At 72.0% G+C, this 17,766-nt stretch carries 15 protein-coding genes and 3 tRNA genes; 4 read left to right on the forward strand and 14 right to left on the reverse strand.

Going from position 1 to position 17,766, the window contains the following annotated elements:
• Positions 1 to 2: 2 nt before the first annotated feature.
• The 6 genes from rplA to IIE03_RS24345 form a co-directional block, all read right to left on the reverse strand.
• Entirely contained in the window at positions 3 to 722 is a 720-nt protein-coding gene (gene rplA, locus IIE03_RS24320) for a 50S ribosomal protein L1 (protein ID WP_192865388.1), read from the reverse strand.
• 57 nt (positions 723 to 779) lie between these two features.
• Positions 780 to 1,211, reverse strand: coding sequence for a 50S ribosomal protein L11 (rplK, locus tag IIE03_RS24325; protein WP_192865389.1), 432 nt, complete (start codon positions 1,209 to 1,211; stop codon positions 780 to 782).
• 69 nt (positions 1,212 to 1,280) lie between these two features.
• Positions 1,281 to 2,096: a transcription termination/antitermination protein NusG gene (gene nusG, locus IIE03_RS24330; protein WP_192865390.1), complete on the reverse strand. Its 816-nt coding sequence runs from the start codon at positions 2,094 to 2,096 to the stop codon at positions 1,281 to 1,283.
• 218 nt (positions 2,097 to 2,314) lie between these two features.
• Positions 2,315 to 2,545: a preprotein translocase subunit SecE gene (gene secE / locus IIE03_RS24335; protein ID WP_192865440.1), complete on the reverse strand. Its 231-nt coding sequence runs from the start codon at positions 2,543 to 2,545 to the stop codon at positions 2,315 to 2,317.
• A 118-nt stretch (positions 2,546 to 2,663) separates the two neighbouring features.
• Positions 2,664 to 2,739: transfer RNA gene (locus tag IIE03_RS24340), tRNA-Trp, on the reverse strand.
• Between the two features lie 173 nt (positions 2,740 to 2,912).
• A complete protein-coding gene (locus IIE03_RS24345) occupies positions 2,913 to 5,042 on the reverse strand; it encodes a serine/threonine-protein kinase (protein WP_192865391.1) in 2,130 nt (709 codons plus the stop codon).
• Positions 5,043 to 5,156: 114 nt separating this feature from the next.
• On the opposite strand from IIE03_RS24345, the gene IIE03_RS24350 reads away from it, so the two are divergent.
• The gene (locus IIE03_RS24350; protein WP_192865392.1) at positions 5,157 to 6,242 is read left to right on the forward strand and encodes an adenosine deaminase; all 1,086 of its coding nucleotides are present in this window, start codon (positions 5,157 to 5,159) and stop codon (positions 6,240 to 6,242) included.
• A gap of 154 nt (positions 6,243 to 6,396) precedes the next feature.
• On the forward strand, positions 6,397 to 7,449 hold the full coding sequence (locus IIE03_RS24355; protein ID WP_192865393.1) for a L,D-transpeptidase family protein: 1,053 nt from the start codon (positions 6,397 to 6,399) through the stop codon (positions 7,447 to 7,449).
• Between the two features lie 2 nt (positions 7,450 to 7,451).
• On the opposite strand, the gene IIE03_RS24360 is transcribed toward IIE03_RS24355, so the two are convergent.
• Positions 7,452 to 8,306, reverse strand: coding sequence for a matrixin family metalloprotease (locus IIE03_RS24360; RefSeq protein WP_192865394.1), 855 nt, complete (start codon positions 8,304 to 8,306; stop codon positions 7,452 to 7,454).
• A gap of 140 nt (positions 8,307 to 8,446) precedes the next feature.
• On the opposite strand from IIE03_RS24360, the gene IIE03_RS24365 reads away from it, so the two are divergent.
• On the forward strand, positions 8,447 to 9,622 hold the full coding sequence (locus tag IIE03_RS24365; RefSeq protein ID WP_318843156.1) for a UDP-N-acetylmuramate dehydrogenase: 1,176 nt from the start codon (positions 8,447 to 8,449) through the stop codon (positions 9,620 to 9,622).
• Between the two features lie 72 nt (positions 9,623 to 9,694).
• Here the strand turns inward: IIE03_RS24365 and IIE03_RS24370 are convergent, their stop codons facing one another.
• Positions 9,695 to 10,819, reverse strand: a complete 1,125-nt coding sequence (locus tag IIE03_RS24370) for a LacI family DNA-binding transcriptional regulator (RefSeq protein WP_192865396.1) — start codon at positions 10,817 to 10,819, stop codon at positions 9,695 to 9,697.
• 63 nt (positions 10,820 to 10,882) lie between these two features.
• On the opposite strand from IIE03_RS24370, the gene IIE03_RS24375 reads away from it, so the two are divergent.
• Positions 10,883 to 12,145, forward strand: coding sequence for an MFS transporter (locus IIE03_RS24375; protein ID WP_192865397.1), 1,263 nt, complete (start codon positions 10,883 to 10,885; stop codon positions 12,143 to 12,145).
• 123 nt (positions 12,146 to 12,268) lie between these two features.
• On the opposite strand, the gene IIE03_RS24380 is transcribed toward IIE03_RS24375, so the two are convergent.
• The 6 genes from IIE03_RS24380 to IIE03_RS24405 form a co-directional block, all read right to left on the reverse strand.
• Positions 12,269 to 15,712, reverse strand: a complete 3,444-nt coding sequence (locus IIE03_RS24380) for an N-acetylmuramoyl-L-alanine amidase (RefSeq protein WP_192865398.1) — start codon at positions 15,710 to 15,712, stop codon at positions 12,269 to 12,271.
• Between the two features lie 309 nt (positions 15,713 to 16,021).
• Positions 16,022 to 16,489 carry a MaoC family dehydratase gene (locus tag IIE03_RS24385; RefSeq protein ID WP_192865399.1) on the reverse strand — a complete coding sequence of 156 codons (468 nt, stop codon included), beginning with the start codon at positions 16,487 to 16,489 and terminating at the stop codon, positions 16,022 to 16,024.
• On the reverse strand, positions 16,486 to 16,944 hold the full coding sequence (locus tag IIE03_RS24390; RefSeq protein ID WP_192865400.1) for an FAS1-like dehydratase domain-containing protein: 459 nt from the start codon (positions 16,942 to 16,944) through the stop codon (positions 16,486 to 16,488). The genes IIE03_RS24385 and IIE03_RS24390 overlap by 4 nt, the downstream gene beginning before the upstream one ends.
• 37 nt (positions 16,945 to 16,981) lie before the next feature.
• On the reverse strand, positions 16,982 to 17,152 hold the full coding sequence (rpmG, locus tag IIE03_RS24395) for a 50S ribosomal protein L33 (protein ID WP_192865401.1): 171 nt from the start codon (positions 17,150 to 17,152) through the stop codon (positions 16,982 to 16,984).
• 91 nt (positions 17,153 to 17,243) lie between these two features.
• A tRNA-Met gene (locus IIE03_RS24400) sits at positions 17,244 to 17,317 on the reverse strand.
• Positions 17,318 to 17,381: 64 nt separating this feature from the next.
• Positions 17,382 to 17,454: transfer RNA gene (locus IIE03_RS24405), tRNA-Thr, on the reverse strand.
• Positions 17,455 to 17,766 lie beyond the last annotated feature (312 nt).

Here is a 17,766-nt window from a genome sequence, read left to right on the forward strand (position 1 = left end):
GCTCAGGCGGCCGGGGTCTCCACCAGGAGGTTCGTCGTGCGCGACTGGTCGAGCGGGATGCCCGGGCCCATCGTCGTCGTCATCGTCGCCTTCGTGATGTAGCGGCCCTTCGAGGAGGACGGCTTGAGACGCAGCACCTCGTCGAGCGCCGCACCGTAGTTCTCCACCAGCTGCTCGTCCGGGAAGGACACCTTGCCGATGATGAAGTGCAGGTTCGCGTGCTTGTCGACACGGAACTCGATCTTGCCGCCCTTGATGTCGGACACGGCCTTGGTCACGTCCATCGTCACGGTGCCGGTCTTCGGGTTCGGCATCAGGCCGCGGGGGCCCAGCACCTTACCGAGGCGACCGACCTTGCCCATGAGGTCCGGCGTGGCGACCGCGGCGTCGAAGTCCGTGTAGCCGCCGGCGACCTTCTCGATGAGCTCGTCGCCGCCGACCTCGTCGGCGCCCGCCGCACGAGCCTCCTCGGCCTTCGCGGCGTTCGCGAACACGATGACCTTGGCGGTCTTACCCGTGCCGTGCGGCAGGTTCACCGTGCCGCGGACCATCTGGTCCGCCTGGCGCGGGTCCACGCCGAGACGGAACACGACCTCGACGGTCGAGTCGTACCTGGTGGTCGAGGTCTCCTTGGCGAGGCGGACCGCCTCGAGCGGCGCGTAAAGGCGGTCACGGTCGACCTTCGCGAACGCGCTGCGGTAGTTCTTGCCCTGCTTGGCCATTCTCTGTGCCTTCCTTCGTGGTCGTAGCGGGCCTGAGGGCCCTGCCACACGGTCCCGTCACTCGCTGACGGTGATCCCCATCGAACGGGCCGTGCCCGCGATGATCTTGGACGCGGCGTCGATGTCGTTCGCGTTGAGGTCCGGCATCTTGGTCTGCGCGATCTCCCTGACCTGGTCCATCGTGAGGTTCGCGACCTTGGTCGTGTGCGGCGTGCCCGAGCCCTTCGCGACACCCGCCGCCTTCTTGATGAGCTCCGCGGCCGGCGGCGTCTTCGTGATGAAGGTGAAGGAGCGGTCCTCGTAGACCGTGATCTCCACCGGGATCACGTTGCCGCGCTGCGACTCGGTCGCCGCGTTGTAGGCCTTGCAGAACTCCATGATGTTCACGCCGTGCTGACCCAGCGCGGGGCCGATCGGCGGGGCGGGGTTCGCCGCGCCGGCCTGGATCTGGAGCTTGATGAGGCCGGCGACCTTCTTCTTGGGGGGCATTCTCTGCGCTTTCTGTCGGTGGGCCGACGCCGTGGGCGATGACCCGGTTGCAATGGGGTGCGGGGTGGATCAGATCTTGGCGACCTGGTCGAACCCCAGCTCGACCGGGGTCTCCCGGCCGAAGATCGACACGAGCACGTGGAGCTTCTGCGATTCCACGTTGATCTCGGAGATGGTGGCGGGCAGCGTGTCGAACGGCCCGTCCGTGACGGTGACCGACTCGCCGACCTCGAAGTCCACGTGCACAGCGGCCTTGGCCGGCGCGCCGGGGGCGGACGCCGCGGCAGCCGGCTTCCCGGCGGCGGCCGGCTCGGCCTCCACCGTCGGCGCGAGCATCGAGTAGACCTCGTCGAACGTCAGGGGCACGGGCTGGTGGGTGTGCCCCACGAAGCCCGTCACACCCGGCGTGTGGCGCACCGCGCCCCACGACTCGTCGGTGAGGTCCATGCGCACGAGCACGTAGCCGGGGATGCGGACCCGGCGCACGATCTTCTTCTGCGCGTTCTTGATCTCGGCCACCTCTTCCATGGGGACCTCGATCTGGAAGATGTAGTCCTCCATGTTCAGGCTCTGGATGCGGTTCTCCAGGTTGGCCTTCACACGGTTCTCGTAGCCCGCGTAGGAGTGGATGACGTACCAGTCGCCCGGCTGCGAGCGCAGCATGTTCTTGAACTCGGCGACCTCGTCGACGGCCTCGTCGGCGTCCTCGGCCGGGGCGTCCTCGTCCACCGGGGTCGGCTCCTCGGCGGGGGCCGCCTCGTCGTCGGCAGCGTCCGCAGGCGCGTCGGCGTTCTCGGTGTCCACGGTCGCGTCATCGCCCGCCTCGGCGCTCTCGGCGTCGGGCAGTTCGACGTTCTCCGTCTGGTCCAGAGAATCCTGGGACACGTACGAACCTGCTTTCTTCTCCTGGCCGGGAAGTACCCGGCACCACTGTGCGAACCCGGTGTCTCGGATGCGGCCTTTCGGAACACGACACCACACCCGGCTCCCATTGTCGCGCAGTGTGCGCGGTGAGGAGTGACGGATCGTGCCCGGCGACGTGTGCCGTGCGACACGAGACCGCGACGGGCCCCGGGGAGCCGCGACGGCTCAGCGGGTTCGCGTCATTCCCCGAAGATGAGGAACGTGAGCCGGCCGATGCCGTAGTCGAGTGCCGTCACGAAGAGCATCACCACAACGAGGAACACCAGGACGACCCAGGTGTAGTTGAGCAGTTCCGTACGCGTGGGCGTGACGACCTTCTTGAGCTCGCCGATCACCTGACGCACGAAGAGCGCGATCCGCGCGAAGATGTTGCGGCGCCCCTCGCTGGGACGTTCCGCAGTGCTCTTCATCACCTCGGTGTCGCTCACTGCTACCCCACTCCTGTGGCATCTGCCCCGCGGGGCGGGACGGTCTGGCCCGGAGCCACTCGCGTGGCCCCGCTCTGCGTGACCCCGGCGGGACCAACGCTGGCAGGGTAGACAGGACTCGAACCTGCAACCTGCGGTTTTGGAGACCGCTGCGCTACCAATTGCGCCACTACCCTTCGGCGTGACCACGCCGGCCAGCCGGCCACCACGCCCGTCCGGGGCGCGGTCCAGCTGGTGACAAGCCAATCACCGGTGCACAACTGTACGGCACGGGAGCCGGTGGGTCGAACCCGAATCCCGGCGCGCACCGGCAGGTGCGCGGAAAACCTTGCCCGGCCGCTCGGTGTCGTCAGACGCCGCCCCCGCCGCCGGGGGCACCGCCGCCCTCCCCGCCGCCTTCACCGGTACCCGCGCCGCCGCCCGTGTCGGCCTCGCCGGTGCCGCCGCCGGTCGGTTCCTCGCTGGGCTCCTCGGTCGGCTCCTCCGTGGGTTCCTCGGTCGGCTCCTCCGTGGGTTCCTCGGTCGGCTCCTCCGTCGGCTCGTCGGTGGGCTCGGTCGGCGACGACGACGGCGTCGACGAGGGAGACGACGACGGCGTCGAGGACGGCGACGGTGACGGCGTCGTGGGGTCCGTCTCCGGCACGTAGGGCACCGCCGGATCCGTCGACGACTCCTCCGGCGACGGTGACGGCTTCGGCCGCTTCGAGGACTCCCGCGTGACCTCGTCCGCCGGAGACCGCGCCCAGTCGCTGTTGAGCAGGTTCGTCAAGGCCAGCCCGCCCGCGCCGAACACCAGGACCAGTGCCACCACCAGGGCGACGACGCGCCCTCGCCGTGCCGGGGGATCCTCCGCGGAGACGGCCGCCGGCGCCGGGACGACCGGCGGGTGGCCGTTGCCCGCGTCCCGCACGACAGGCGGCAGGACCTCGGTCGACGCCCCGGCGTCCGCCGGGACGTAGGCGCCGACGACGGTGGTGCGCGGTTCGCCACCGACGTCGGCGGAGAGCTGGCCGACCCGGAGCGTGCCGCCGCCGACCTGATCGAGCTTCTCCGTCGGGTCGCTGCCGACCTGGGCGAGATCGACGGTCGGGTCGCCCGAGGGCGCCGCGACGACCGCACGGGCGGCGCCGGGACCGTCGAACCCCTTGATCAGGGCCCGGACCGCGGACGCCATGGCTCCGGCGTCCGGGTAACGGCGGACGGGGTTCTTCGCCATGGCCCGGGCGACGATCCGGTCGACCGGCCCGGGCACCATCGGGCGGCGCGCGGACACCGCCGGCACGGGTGCCTCCACGTGGGCCCGGAGCACGTCCTGCGCCGCCGCCCGCTCGAACGGGGCGTGCCCGGTGATCGCGTAGTAGGTCAGGGCGCCGACGGAGTACAGGTCGCTGCGGGCGTCGAGGGGCTGCCCCTTGGCCTGTTCCGGCGACATCCCGATGATCGACCCCGACACGGTCTCGCCGTCGCCGGGGCCTCCGGCGGGCGCCGTGAGGCCCAGGTCGAGCAGCCCGACGCCGTACGTCCCGTCCTCGCGACGGTCCACCATGACGTTGCGCGGCGCGATGTCGCGGTGGACGAGGCCGGCGTCGTGCACGGCGGAGAGGCCCTCGAGCAGATCGGCGACGATCTCCAGCGCGGTCTGCCACGGCAGGCCACCGCTCGCGGCCGCCTCGGAGAGCAGCTCCCCGGGGAACCGGCGCATGACGGTCCAGGGCACGACGGCGCCCGCGACGTCGTCCTCGCCCGTCGCCAGGACCTTGACCACTCCCGGGTGGTCGACCCGCGCCGACGCGGTGACCTCCCGCTGCAGCGCGGTGCGCGAGAACTCGTCGTCGACCAGGTGCGGGTGCAGCACCTTGACCACAAGGGGCCAGCCGTCACCGGCCTCGTCGGTCGGGCGGGCCTCGTACACCGTGAACGTGGCGCCCGTGCCGAGCACGTCCCCGAGCTCGTAGCGCCCGCCGAGCACCACGTGCCCGCCGTGACGCTCGGGCTCGGCCGCCGGCCCCTCGAGGTCGGGCTGGGTACGGTCACCGTCCGGCTCGGACGACGCCCCGCCGTCGCCGGTGTCGTCAGCGTCGGCGTCGCGATCGCCTTCGGCATCCGCATCGGCATCGGCATCCGCATCGGCATCCGCATCGGCATCGGCATCGGCATCGGCGCGAGGTTCTCCGACCACGCCGGAGTCGTCGGCGGCGCCGGGGTCGTCTGAGGCGTCGCCCGTCTCGGCCTGGCTGTCGGGATCCGCGTCGTCGGGCGCGGCGTCGTCGGGCGCGGCGTCGTCGGGCGCGGCGTCGTCGGATCCCGCAGCGTCCGGTCCGGCGTCGTCCGGTCCGGTTTCGACGACGTCGTCGTCGGCCTCCGGGCGCGCGTCGCCCGGTGTCTCCTCCGGGTCGGCGCTGTCGTTCTCCGGCTCGGTGGCCTCGAACTCGTGGTCGTCGGGCACGCCCTCGCCAGGCGTTTTCGGTGTGCTGGTCATTTCTCCCGGGAGCTCCGGCGGACGACGCCAGGCCGCCTTTTTCGAATGTCGGGGTGGTGGAAACAATCACGGACGGCGCATGCCACGCCCAGCCCGCTTTGCCAGACTACGCAGATGCGAGACCTGGCGCTCCTTCCGAAGGCCCACCTACACCTCCATTTCACGGGATCCATGCGAGTCGGGACACTCGTCGACCTGGCGGCGAAGTACGGGGTCAGACTCCCGGACGCGTTGACCGACGGCGATCCCCTGCACCTCCCGGCGACCGAACGCGGCTGGTTCCGTTTCCAACGCCTGTACGACGCCGCTCGCAAGTGCGTCCGCTCCGAGGACGACATGCGTCGCATCGTCGACGAGGCGGCCGCCGACGACGCCGCCGAGGGCTCGGGACGGCTGGAGATCCAGGTGGACCCGACGTCGTACGCCCCGTTCACCGGCGGGATCACCCCCGCCGTGGAGATCGTCATGGACGCCGCGCGCCGCGCGAGCGCCGATCACGGTATCGAGGTCGCGGTGATCGTGGCCGCGTCGCGCATGAAGCACCCGCTCGACGCCCGCGCGCTCGCCCGGCTGGCCGCGCACCACGCGGGCGACGGCGTGGGCGACGTCGTCGGCTTCGGGCTGTCCAACGACGAGCGCCGCGGGAACACGAGCGCGTTCGCCCGCGCCTTCGACATCGCCCGGCGTGCCGGCCTCGCCGCCGTGCCGCACGGCGGCGAGCTGCTCGGCCCCGACCACATCGCCGTGGTGCTGCGCGACCTCGAGCCCGACCGCCTCGGGCACGGCGTCCGCGCCGCCGAGAGCGACGTGCTGCTGGAGAAGATCGTGGAACGCGGCGTGGTCCTCGAGGTGTGTCCCGCCTCCAACGTGAGCCTCGGTGTGTACCACGACGCCCGCGAGGTCCCCCTGCGCCGGCTGGTCGACGCCGGCGCCCGGATCGCGCTCGGCGCGGACGATCCGCTGCTGTTCGGCTCCCGGCTGCTGGCGCAGTACGAGACCGCGCGCGATGTGCACGGGTTCTCGGATGCGGAGCTGGCCGGGCTCGCGAGGTCGTCGATCCGGGCGAGCCGGGCGTCGTCTTCCACGAAGGAACGTCTGCTGAGCGGCGTGGACTCCTGGCTCGCCGCGCCCGATCCCGGAGTCGGCGCAGGTCAGGGTAGATTTGGCAGCAATCGGGACGAGCCAGTCACGGTAGTGTGACCATCTCTTGGGGCAACGAATGCCGGCGCTGGCGCGTCTGCTCTCGGTGACGGACACTCGCGGGGAGTGCCCCTGGCACTTCTCAAGAGGTCGCGTGGACGCGACCTCCGACGCTGCGGGCGCCCCGATCGGGCGGCTTCATGAGGGGAACGACATGTCCAGGACCTACGGCGGGAGCACCGCCCGACGCACGGGAGCGCTGCTCACGGCCCTGCTGCTGACCGGCTCGATGCTGGCCGGATGCTCCGCGGACGGGAACGCGGAGGCCGAGGCCACGTCGTCCGGCTCGAGCCCGGCGGCCGCCTCGCCGTCGCCGAGCGGGACGAGCGGTGGGCCCGAGGACGCGAGCCCCGAACCGTCCGGGGAACCGAGCGGGGGCGAGGAGTCCGCGGAGCCGAGCCCGGAGGCGTCCGACGAGGACGACGACGCTGACGCTTCGCCGGACGACGGGCGGGACGACGACGGCGAGGACGACGGACGCGGCCAGGAGCAGGACGACGACGACCAGAGCGGCGGCGAGGACGGCGGCGACGGGAACGGCGGCGAGGACGGCGACGGGACGGACGAGTCCGCGGACGACGGGAAGGACGGCGAACCCGAGCTTCCCGAGTACATCGCGTTCGGTGAGCACAGCGAGCGCGTCGCCGACGTGCAGCAGCGGCTGCAGGATCTCGGCTACTACATCACCGCGGTCGACGGTGCCTACGGCGGTGAGACCCAGCAGGCGCTGTGGGCGCTGCAGAAGGCGGGCGGCCTGTACCGGGACGGCGTCGTCGGGCCGCAGACCCGGCAGGCACTCGACAACGGGGTGGTGCCGACGCCGCGGAGCTCCTCGGGGAAGGTGATCGAGATCGACATCGCCCGCCAGCTCGTGCTGGCCGTGGAGAACGGCCGCGTGGTCAGGACGATCAACGCGGCCTCGGGCAACGGGGAGCGCTTCGAGGCGAAGGGCAGGACCTACACGGCGTCGACGCCGCGGGGCGACTTCGCCGTGTACAACGAGATCGACGGGATGCACTCCTCGACGCTGGAACTGGGCGACATGTGGCGACCCAAGTACTTCAACGGCGCGATCGCGCTGCACGGGTCGAGCTCGGTGCCGCCGTTCCCGGCGTCCCACGGCTGCGTCCGCGTGTCGAACTCCGCGATGAACTGGATCTGGGACACCTGGGGCGCGCCGCGCGGGACGCGGGTGCTCGTGTACTGACCTCACGTGTCGGTGTGGCACTCCCCGCGCCCGGCGAGGGCCAGTCCCTCCCGGTCGCCGTCGCCGAGTTCCCGCACGTCGAGCGACCCTTCCGGGTACATGACCTGCGTCGGGTCGTCGACGTGGTCCAGCCCGAGGGCGTGGCCCAGCTCGTGGACCGCGACCGTCTCGATGTAGTCCCGCCCGCCGGGCAGGTGGAGCCAGCGGTCCAGGACGTCCTCGTTCAGCGTCACCGCGCCCGTGACCAGCCGGGGCGTGCCGTCGACGGTCACCATCGTCGCCCCGCCGAGCCCCGCCACGTCACCGTCGAGCGTCGCCACCTCGTCCGCTCCCGCCCAGGCGATCAGCAACGGCGCCCAGCGATCGCCGTACCGGTCCGGCTGGATCGGCCTCCGCTGCGCGGCCGGCGCCTCCTGCGTGGAGCCGTCCTCCTCGAACCGCAGGCCGCTCGCCTCCTCCACCCGCTGGACGGCGTCGCGGATCTCGACCAGCACCGACGCCGGCATGCCCGCGGTGCGCACCACGTAGTGCAGCGGACGGCACGGGTCGTGGCGCACCGGTGTGCCGTCGTCGGTCACGTGCTCGAAGGCATACGCTCCGCCTGGGCCGGGATCGACGGCGGGCAGGATCCGCTCGGGCCGCGCGTCCTCGGGGACGGCCGGGATCGGGACGCCGTCGATCCGCGGGCGCGGCTCGGGCGCTCCGGCCCTGTCGGGGCGCCAGACGTACGGCTCCATCGAGGCCTGCTGGTCGAGCTGGAGGACCTGTCGCAGCTGGGGCAGGCCGACGGTGACCAGCAGCGCGGCGACGACCGCGAAGATGGTGAGCGTGAACAGCGTGTGGACGACTCGTCGCATGCCACCTCCCGTCACCAGCATGGACTACCAGGGGGACACGCACGAGACGTCCGGATGGTTCCCACGAAATCGACGGACTTCACCCGCAGCATGTCGAAGATGTGCACAATCTCCGCGCCCTGTGTAGATAGGCTTGCATGGTGACCGCAGACCAGGACGTGCTCCCCCACAGTGCCGTCGTCCCGAGTCTCGCCGACCTCACCACGCTGAGGGTCGGCGGGCCCGTCGCCTCCTACGTGGAGGCGACGACCGAGCAGGAGCTCCTCGACGCCGTGCGGGCGGCGGACGAGTCGGGGACCCCGCTCCTCGTGGTCGGTGGCGGCTCGAACCTGCTCGTCGCCGACGAGGGCTTCGACGGGGTGGTGGTCCGTGACGTGCGCAGCGGCCTGGAGGTCGCGTCGGCCGACGCGTGCGGCGGCTCCGTCGTCTCCGCACCGGCCGGCCAGAACTGGGACGAGCTCGTGCGGGAGGCGGTCGACGCCGGCTGGTACGGGGTGGAGGCGCTGTCCGGCATCCCGGGCACCGTCGGGGCCGCGCCCGTGCAGAACATCGGGGCCTACGGCCAGGAGGTCGCCTCGACGCTGGCCAGCATCCGCGTGTGGGACCGGGCGCGGAGCCGGGTGCGCACCCTCACCAACAGCGAACTGGGCTTCGGGTACCGCACGTCGGTCCTCAAGCGTTCCATGCATGCCTCCGGACGTCAGGAGGGGAACGACCCGCTGGCGCCGTGGTACCCGACGCCGCGCTACGTCGTGCTGGACGTCACGTTCCAGATGCGGCTCGGCACGCTGTCCGCACCGATCGGCTACGGCCAGCTCGCGGCCCGGCTCGGCGCCGAGCAGGGGGACCGGGTGCCGTCCGTGGACGTGCGCGAGGCGGTGCTGGAGCTGCGCAGCAGCAAGGGAATGGTGCTCGACCACCCCGACGCACCCGATCACGACCGGTGGAGCGCCGGCTCGTTCTTCACCAACCCGATCGTGCCGGTCGACCTGGCCGAACGGCTGCCCGCGCAGGCACCGCGGTTCGCCGTCCGCGGGACGGCCGAGCCGGGCCGGGAGGCGGCGGTCGATCCGGCCGTCGTGAAGACGTCGGCCGCCTGGCTCATCCAGCACGCCGGCTTCGCGCCCGGGTTCGGGCTGGCCGGCGAGCACAGCCCGGCACGCCTGTCCACGAAGCACACCCTGGCGCTCACCAACCGGGGCAGCGCCCGGGCCGAGGACCTCGTCGCCCTGGCCCGCGCGGTCCGCGACGGCGTCCGGGAGTGCTTCGGCATCACCCTGGTGCCGGAACCGGTCCTGGTGGGCGTGGCTCTCTGACCGTACGCCGGGCGTCGAGGCGCTGAGCCGCGGCCGGGACCGCCAGGACGGGCGACCCGACGCGCCGTTCCCTCAGAGCGCCGGTACGGGGCCCGTCGTCGTCCCCTCCTGGAACGTCGTGCTCAGGACGACGTCCTCCGGGTCGTCGCCGGCCAGCACCGCCGCCACGGCGGCGCCCAGCGCCCGCCCCTTCTCGACCAGCGGCTGGCTGACGGACGTCAGGACGTCCGGCGACAGCCACGGCAGGTCCAGGCCGTCGAACCCGACCACCGACACGTCCTCCGGGACGCGCAGTCCCAGCTCCCGCGCGGCGATCACCGCACCCGCGGCCAGCAGGTCGGAGTGCGCCACGATCGCCGTCGGGCGGTCGTGGGCCGGCGCCCACTCCCCCAGGATCTCCGTGGCCGCGTCGCGGCCGTGCTCGACGAGCGAGGCCGGCGTCTCCCAGGACATCACCGGCTCGATCACGTCGCGCACGCCCGCCAGCCGGTTGCGGGTGGGCGTCCGGTCCGCCTGCTCGAGCCGCTCGGCGTCGACCGGCCCGGACCGCTCGCCGCGGCCGAAGGGCATGGCGATCTCCGCGATCCGGGTGTGTCCCAGGTCGACCAGGTGCCGCACGGCCTCCGCCGTACCCCCGCGGTCGTCGATCGCCACGACCGGCACGTCGTCGACCTTCGCGCCCTCGCCGATCACGATCGGCACACCGCGCCGTTGGAACGCGGCGATGTTCGGGTCGTCCGTGAGCGCGCCCCAGACGAGCACGGCGACGTCCATCGCGGCGGTCTCCACCAGCGGGTCGACGACGACCGCGCTCTCCGGCGCATCGCCCAGGCCGCCCACGGCCGGCGCCTTGGCGCCCTGCGGCTCGCCCGGCACCAGCAACACGCCCATGCCCTGCTCCCCGATCGACGAGACCAGGCCGTGCATCACCTGCACGGCCACCGGATCGCGGAACGACCGGCCGAGCTGATCCCCGATGACCACGCCCACGATCCCCGAACGCCCCTGGCGCAGCTGACGGCCCAGCGGGTTGGGCCCCGAGTAGTCGAGCTCCTTGGCGGCGGCCAGGACGCGGTCCCGGGTCTGCGGCGTGATCGGCCCCGAGCCGGAGAACGCGAGCGATGCCGTCGACACGGACACCCCCGCACGCTCGGCGACCTTCGCCAGGGTCGGCTTGCTGCCGGACTGCCGGCTCATGGACTGCTCCTCGTGTGACGTAAATCGATTCTCGGACCGTATCGTTTCGCGGGACAATATCCTGTGCCCTATCTCAACGCAGCGTCCCGCGCCGTCTTCGTCGTATTCGCCGCCAGCGGCTTCGCGTTCGCGAGCTGGGCGGCCCGCCTCCCCGCCGTCCGCGACCACCTGGGCCTGTCCGAGTATCAGATGGGCTTCCTCCTGCTGACCGCCGCCATCGGGTCGGTCGCCGCGATCCCGCTGTCCGGTCTCATCGTCCAGCGGATCGGCACCGCGCGCACGGTACTCGCGTTCGCCGTCGTCATGACGTCGGGCGTCGCGCTGGCCGGGTTCGGCGCGTTCTGGGGTCAGGAGCTCACGGTGCGCGGCGGGATGATCCTCATGGGCGTCGGCGCCGGGGTGTGGGACGCGGCGATGAACCTCGAGGGTGCGGCCGTCGAGAAGCAGCTCGGCCGGTCGATCATGCCGACCTACCACGCGGGCTTCTCCTTCGGCACCGTGCTCGGCGCCGGGGTCGGCGCGGGAGTCGCGTTCCTCGGGGTGCCGCTGCAGTGGCACCTGGTCGGGACCGGTGCGGCCGCGCTGGCGTCCGTCGTCGTCTCCGCGCGGTACTTCCTGCCCGAGTCCGCCGTGCACGCCGCCGACGACGGCGCCCGGCGCGCGGTCCCGGTGGACGGTGCGGACATGTACGCGGATCCCGCCGCCAGCACGCCGTCGGACCCGACGCACACCGGGCTGCGCGGGATGCTGAGCGCGTGGCGCGAGCCGCGGACGCTGGCCATCGGCTTGGTCGTGCTGGCCGCGGCGCTGACGGAGGGCGTCGCGAACGACTGGGTCGGGCTCGCCGTGGTGGACGGGTTCGGTGTCGACAACGGCACGGGCGCGGTGGGGCTGGCCGTCTTCCTCGTGTTCATGACCGTGATGCGGCTGGCCGGGACCCGCGCGATCGACCGGTTCGGGCGGGTGACGATGCTGCGCGTCACGATGGTGCTGGCCATCGCCGGCGTGGCGATCTTCGCGCTGGTGCCGTGGCTGTGGCTCGCGCTGGTGGGCGTGGCGCTGTGGGGCATGGGCGCGGCGCTCGGCTTCCCGATGGGGATGTCGGCGTCGTCGGACGACCCGGAGCGCGCGCCGATGCGGCTGGCCGCGGCGTCGACCATCGGCTACGGGGCGTTCTTCATCGGCCCACCCCTGATCGGCTTCCTGGCCGACCACACGGGCTACCGCCTGGCGGTCCTCGTCCTCGCGGTCCCGACGATCCTGGGGCTCGCCGTCTCGGCGGCGATCCGGGAGCCGGCCGCCGCGGAGCCCGCCCCGTCGCGCTGAACCGCCGCGCGTCGCCCCGAGGCGGACGCGATCGGCCGGGCGCCCGGCGGCCGGTACCGCCGAGCGCCCGTGGGCCGCCGGAGGCGTTCCCGGGGTCGCGGCCCGCCTCACCGGGAGCGGCTCTCACCAGTTGGGAGTGGCTCCTGACGTGTTCGGCGGGAGCTTCACCTTCCGGGGGTGGAGCACGTAGGTGAGGCCGTCGGTGGAGGTCTGCCACACCCGCTCGAAGTTCTCGCGCGTGTACACGTTCCGGACCTGCTCGTTGGTGTCCTTGTTCGGGTCGTTCACCACCGGGTCGCCGTCCTCGGTGAAACCGACGATCGTCAGCAGGTGCCCGTCGGTCCCGTACCCGGCCTCCGGCATCTCCTCCTCGGCGAAGTTGACCGAGACCACCAGAGGGATCCCCGCCGCGACGAACTTCTCGGCCTCGGCCAGCGAGCGCAGGCGGGTCACGAACGACTCCAGGCCGAACCGGTGCGCGTACGCCGTGTTGAACGCCCAGTTCCCCGCGCCCTCGTAGGTGTGGTCCCAGGAGTGGATCGCGGCGTAGGCGACCTGCGGGTTCCCGGCGGGCGCCGTGATGCCCTCCAGCAGTTCCTCGGGGACCTGGTGCTTCCTCCCGTAGGAGTACATGACCATCGTGGTCGACGTCGGCGAGCACCACACCTGGCCGCCCCCGCCGAACTCCGGGTACTCGCCGATGTGCGTGAGCTGGCTGTAGCCGGGCACGTCGAGCTCGACCGCCCCGTCCAGCGTGAACTCGCTGGTGTCCTCGTAGCGGCCGTCCGGCAGGTACTCGTTGGTCATGGTCGACACGGACGAGAGCCTCGGCGTGACGTCGGACCCGGCCGGCCGGTACAGGGTGACGCGGGTCTGGAACGCGGTGGGTTCGCGGCCGGTCTTCGCCACGTACGTGTCGGTGAAGAGGTACGCGTCGTCGTCGTGCTGGCCGTCGACCGACGTCCGGCGGATGTCGCCGACGCCGCCGTCCTCCGGCGCGTGGTCGGCACCGCTCGCCCAGCGGCCCATGACGAACCACTTGGTCCACTCGCCGTCGTCCTTGCGGCCGCGGAACTCGACCTCGACCCACGTCCCGGTCGGGGTGGTGGCGTTCCACGAGGTCACCGACTCGTCGATGGCGTACCCCGGCTCCACGACCGGTGACGTCCAGGTGCCCGTCTCGTACTCGACGGGGGTGCCGTCCCCGTGCGGGTCGGTGTACTCACGCGTCGGTCCGGCGCCGCGGATGCCGAGCGAGCCGCCCTTGCCGGGCCGCAGGTTCTCGCGCGTCCCTTCGGCGAGTCCCCGCACGCCGGACCAGTGCGTCGTCGTGATCCGGTCCTCGTCGTCGGCGTCGCCGTCGTCGCCCGGGTCGCCGTCGTCCGGGTCGTCGGCCGGCTCGTGCAGTTCGACGTCGGCCGCGTCCACGAAGAACTGCCGGTGTGCCAGCCAGACCTGGTAGTACCGCGTCTCGCCGCGCACGTCGGTGCGGTCGTCCGGGCCGGTGCCGTCGAAGGTCGTGGCCCGGTAGTAGTCGGTGACGACGTCGGCGTCGGAGACCGCGTACCGCTGGCCGACGCCGATCCGGTACTCCAGCGCGCCGATCGTCTGGACGGGGATGCCCGGGTAGGGGGCGTAGGCCTCCGGTTCGGGGTAGGCCCGGCCGTAGACGGGGGCGGGCTCGTCGCCCGCGACGGTGATGGTCTGCGCCGTCGTCGGGACGACGACGGGGCGCGACGCCGGGTTGTGCAGCCACGCCTTGGCACCGGCCCACCAGACGCCGAGCCATTCGCCGTCGACCTCGTCCACGACGAGCTTGTGGCCGGACTGCACGCGGGCGCTGATGTCGCTCGCGTAGGTGGTGCCGTTCGAGCCGTCCGGCTTCCAGCCCGGGTCGCGTGCCAGAGGCGCGTCCGACGACGGTTCCTGGTGCAGGTACAGGAAGTTCGTGCCGGCGCCGCGGACGCACGGCCCGCTACCAGGGGAGGCCAGGCCGCAGCCGGTGACCTCCTGCGGGTTGTCGGTGTAGCCGGTCCGCACCTCGACGACGTCGCCCGGGGAGACGTCCGTCGTGGCCGGCCGGTCCCCGCCGATCGGCGCTCCGAGCAGTTCGAAGTAGTGATCCCAGTCCCAGTACGGGCCCGGGTCCCAGTGCACGTTCCGGGTGTAGCCCTCGAGGATGCCCGGGATCTGGTCGTGCCCGATGACGTGCGCGCGGTCGAGCGGGATGTCGTAGCGCTCGGCCAGGTACTTCACCAGTTCCGCGGACGAGCGGTACATGGCCTCGGTGTACCACCCCGCCGTGCCCGCGAACCCCTCGTGCTCGATCCCGATCGAGTGCATGTTCATGTACCAGTTGCCGGCGTGCCAGCCGACGTCCTCGTTCTCGACGTGGTGCGCGACGTGCCCGTCCTCGGACCGGATCGTGTAGTGCCAGCCCAGGTACTCCGGGTCGAGCACGAGGTTCACGGAACTCTGGTAGGAGCCCTCGGTGTCGTGGATGACGATGTAGTCCAGGCTCGGCCCGCCCGTACCGGTGCGCTCGGCCTGGTCGTGGTTGCCGTAGTCGGTCGTGTCGCCGGGGGCGTCGGGGTCGTGCTTCTCGTACGGTGCGGGCAGCCACTCGCAGTCGATGGTGGCGGGGCAGTCGGGGTCGACGGCGGTCGCCGCACCATCGGGCGCGGACGGCTCGGCCGTCGTCGACCCGGCCTCCGCCGCCTCGCCTCGTCCGGGGACGACGACGGACGGGTCGCCCTCCAGGATGACGGTGTCCCCGTCCGGGGTGACCTCGCCCACGCCGGAGCGGAGCAGCTCGTAGACCTGGTCGGGGAACGTTTCGGAGTCGTTCATGCGTGAGACGGCGACCTCCCACTCGGCGAGACCGGCGGCGCCCGGGGACCGCTCGGCCGTTCGGTGTGCCACGTCCGCCGGACGGGGCAGCGACTCAGGGGCGGCGACGCCGTCGTCGACCGCCTGGGTCTGGTAGGACGCGAGCAGTGTCGCACCGGCGCACAGGTTGATCCGCTGGTCGTTCTTCACGTCCGTGACCGACACCCCGGCCAGCGACGCCGCCCGCGCCAGCTCGCTGCCGAGCCCGGCTCCGTTGCCGGGTCCGGCCATGCTGCCGAGGCCGGGTCCGGCCCCGGGGGCGACGTCGGCGTCGTGGACCGCGCCGATCGCCGCGGCGGCGTGGTGATGGTCCTCGCGGTGATCGGCGGCGAGGCCGTCGCGGGCGGCGGCGACGTGGGAGGCGGCGAAGTGGCTCGTGGTCGGGAGTCCGTCGGCGGGGCGGCCCACGGGGTAGCCGGTGGCGTCGAGGTTGAAGAGGCCGTAGCCGCCCTCGACGCTCGGGCGACCACCGTGCTGGTCCCAGCGGGACTCCAGGTAGGAGACGGCCTTGAGCAGGCCGGCGGGAACCCCCGTGGATGCTGCCGCGGCGTCGAACGCCTCGTCGAGCGAACCGGCGGCGATGACGGACGCGCAGGCGTCGCCGCTCTCGGTCTCGTTCACCTCCGTGGTGGACGCCGCGGCGTACGGTGCCGCGCTGCTCGCGAGTGCGGCGGTCACGATCAGAGCCGTGGTCCGTCGTCTGACATGTCTCACGAAACATTCCCCCTTGTTGATCGGACAGGACGGACAAGTCCGAGCATCAGATCGCGAAACGAATCTATACGGAAGGGGGAGAACGATCCATCGGGCGTGCGGGCGAGGCGCGAGCGGGCGATCGGTCCGTTGGTGAGTGATCGGCGGATCGATCTGCCGATCACTCGAGCGAGGACCGACCACGCGGCTGGTCGGTCGTGCGGTGACGGACCGCGGGTGGCGCGAGGGAGCCCGTCGTCGGGAAGTCCCGGGAGGGCGTGCTCAGGCGAGGGCTCAGGCGTCGAGGCGGACGACGGCCTGGGTCTTCATGAGGACCTTGGCGCCCTCGAAGGTGACCGTCAGGTCGACGCGGACCGTGCCGGCGTCGGCGTCGACGGCGCCGATCTTGCCGCTCACCTCGACGGTCGCGACGCCGTCGGCGGGCACGGGGACGGGGCGCGAGAAGCGCGTCGCGTAGTCGACGACGGCGCCGGGGTCGCCCGCCCACTCGGTGACGAGGCCGACGACGCTGCCCATCGTGAGCATGCCGTGCGCGATGACGCCGGGGAGCCCGACGCCCTCGGCGAACGCCTGGTCCCAGTGGATGCGGTTGAGGTCGCCGCTCGCCCCGGCATAGCGCACCAGGCGCGACCGGTCGAACTCGATGGTGCGGGTACCGATCTCGTCCCCGACGGCGAGGTCGGCGAGCCGCGGCCGGGTGCCGGCCGGTCGCGCTTCGGTCTGCTCGGTGTGCGCGGTCATGCGTCCTCCCCGCGGACAGCAAGTGTCGAGGTCACGGTGGCGACCAGTTCCCCGGGAGCAGTGGCGCCGGCCGCGAAGATCTCGCAGCGGGTGGTGACCATCGAGAGCGGGCCGCGGCTCGTGACCGAGTCGACGTGCAGGACGGTCACGAGTTCGTCGCCGGCGACGATCGGGCGGTGGTGCGTGAAGCGCTCGTCGGCGTGCACCACGCGGGAGAAGTCGATCCCGGCCTCCGGGTCGGAGACGTACTGCCCCTCGGCGCGCTGCGCGATCACCACCGCGAAGGTGGGCGGCGCGACGAGGTCCGGATAGCCCAGACCCCGCGCCGCCACGAGGTCGTGGTGCGCGGGGTCGGCGGCTCCGACGGCGTCGGCGAACTCACGGATCTTCTCGCGTCCTACGGAGTAGGGAGCGGTGGCCGGGTACTCACGGCCCTGGAAGTCGGGGTTCGCCACGTGACAGCTCCGTCGGAGGGAATCCTGCTGCGTGTGGTCAGCGGGTCTCGCGGTGCGACGTGTGCTTGCCGCAGCGCGGGCAGAACTTCGACATCTCGAGCCGGTCCGGGTTGTTCCGGCGGTTCTTCTTCGTGATGTAGTTCCGCTCCTTGCAGTCCACGCAGGCCATCGTGATCTTGGGGCGGACGTCAGCGCTCTTGCTGGCCATGGCTCTCACCTCTCGCGCCTCGAGGGAGGCGCCATGTGTGCGGATGATGTCTTACGGATTCCACCCGGCGACCAGCGCCGGGTGGAGGCGGTAGCGAGGGCGGGGATCGAACCCGCGACCTCACGATTATGAGTCGTGCGCTCTGACCATCTGAGCTACCCCGCCGCACGTGACCGAACGCGAGGCCACCCATCCATATTCCGATGGGCGACCCCGCGCCGATTCACAGAGCCCCGAAAGGGAATCGAACCCTTGACCTTCTCCTTACCATGGAGATGCTCTGCCGACTGAGCTATCGGGGCAGCGAGGAAGACTCTACATGCCCTCGGGCCTGGAGCGAAATCGAATCCGTGTGACATGCCCCGCTCCTGCCCTCCCGCCACGGGCACCCTCGGAACGGCGCCCGCCGAGCAGTCAGTTGGTTCGATTCGACCGCCTGAACCACAGCACAAGTGACTGCTCGGCGAGACGAACCCGGGTGCGACCCACCGAACTCATACCTCCACCACAGAGGGGTCCGGGGCGAAGCCCCGGGTCCCCACGCCGATGCCCGGCGCACCAGGGTGGGAGCAAGGGGCGAAAGCCCCACAACGGGGGTCCGGGGGCGTGCCCCC

The organism is Myceligenerans pegani, from assembly GCF_014892515.1.
GTDB classification, from domain to species: Bacteria; Actinomycetota; Actinomycetes; order Actinomycetales; family Cellulomonadaceae; genus Myceligenerans; species Myceligenerans pegani.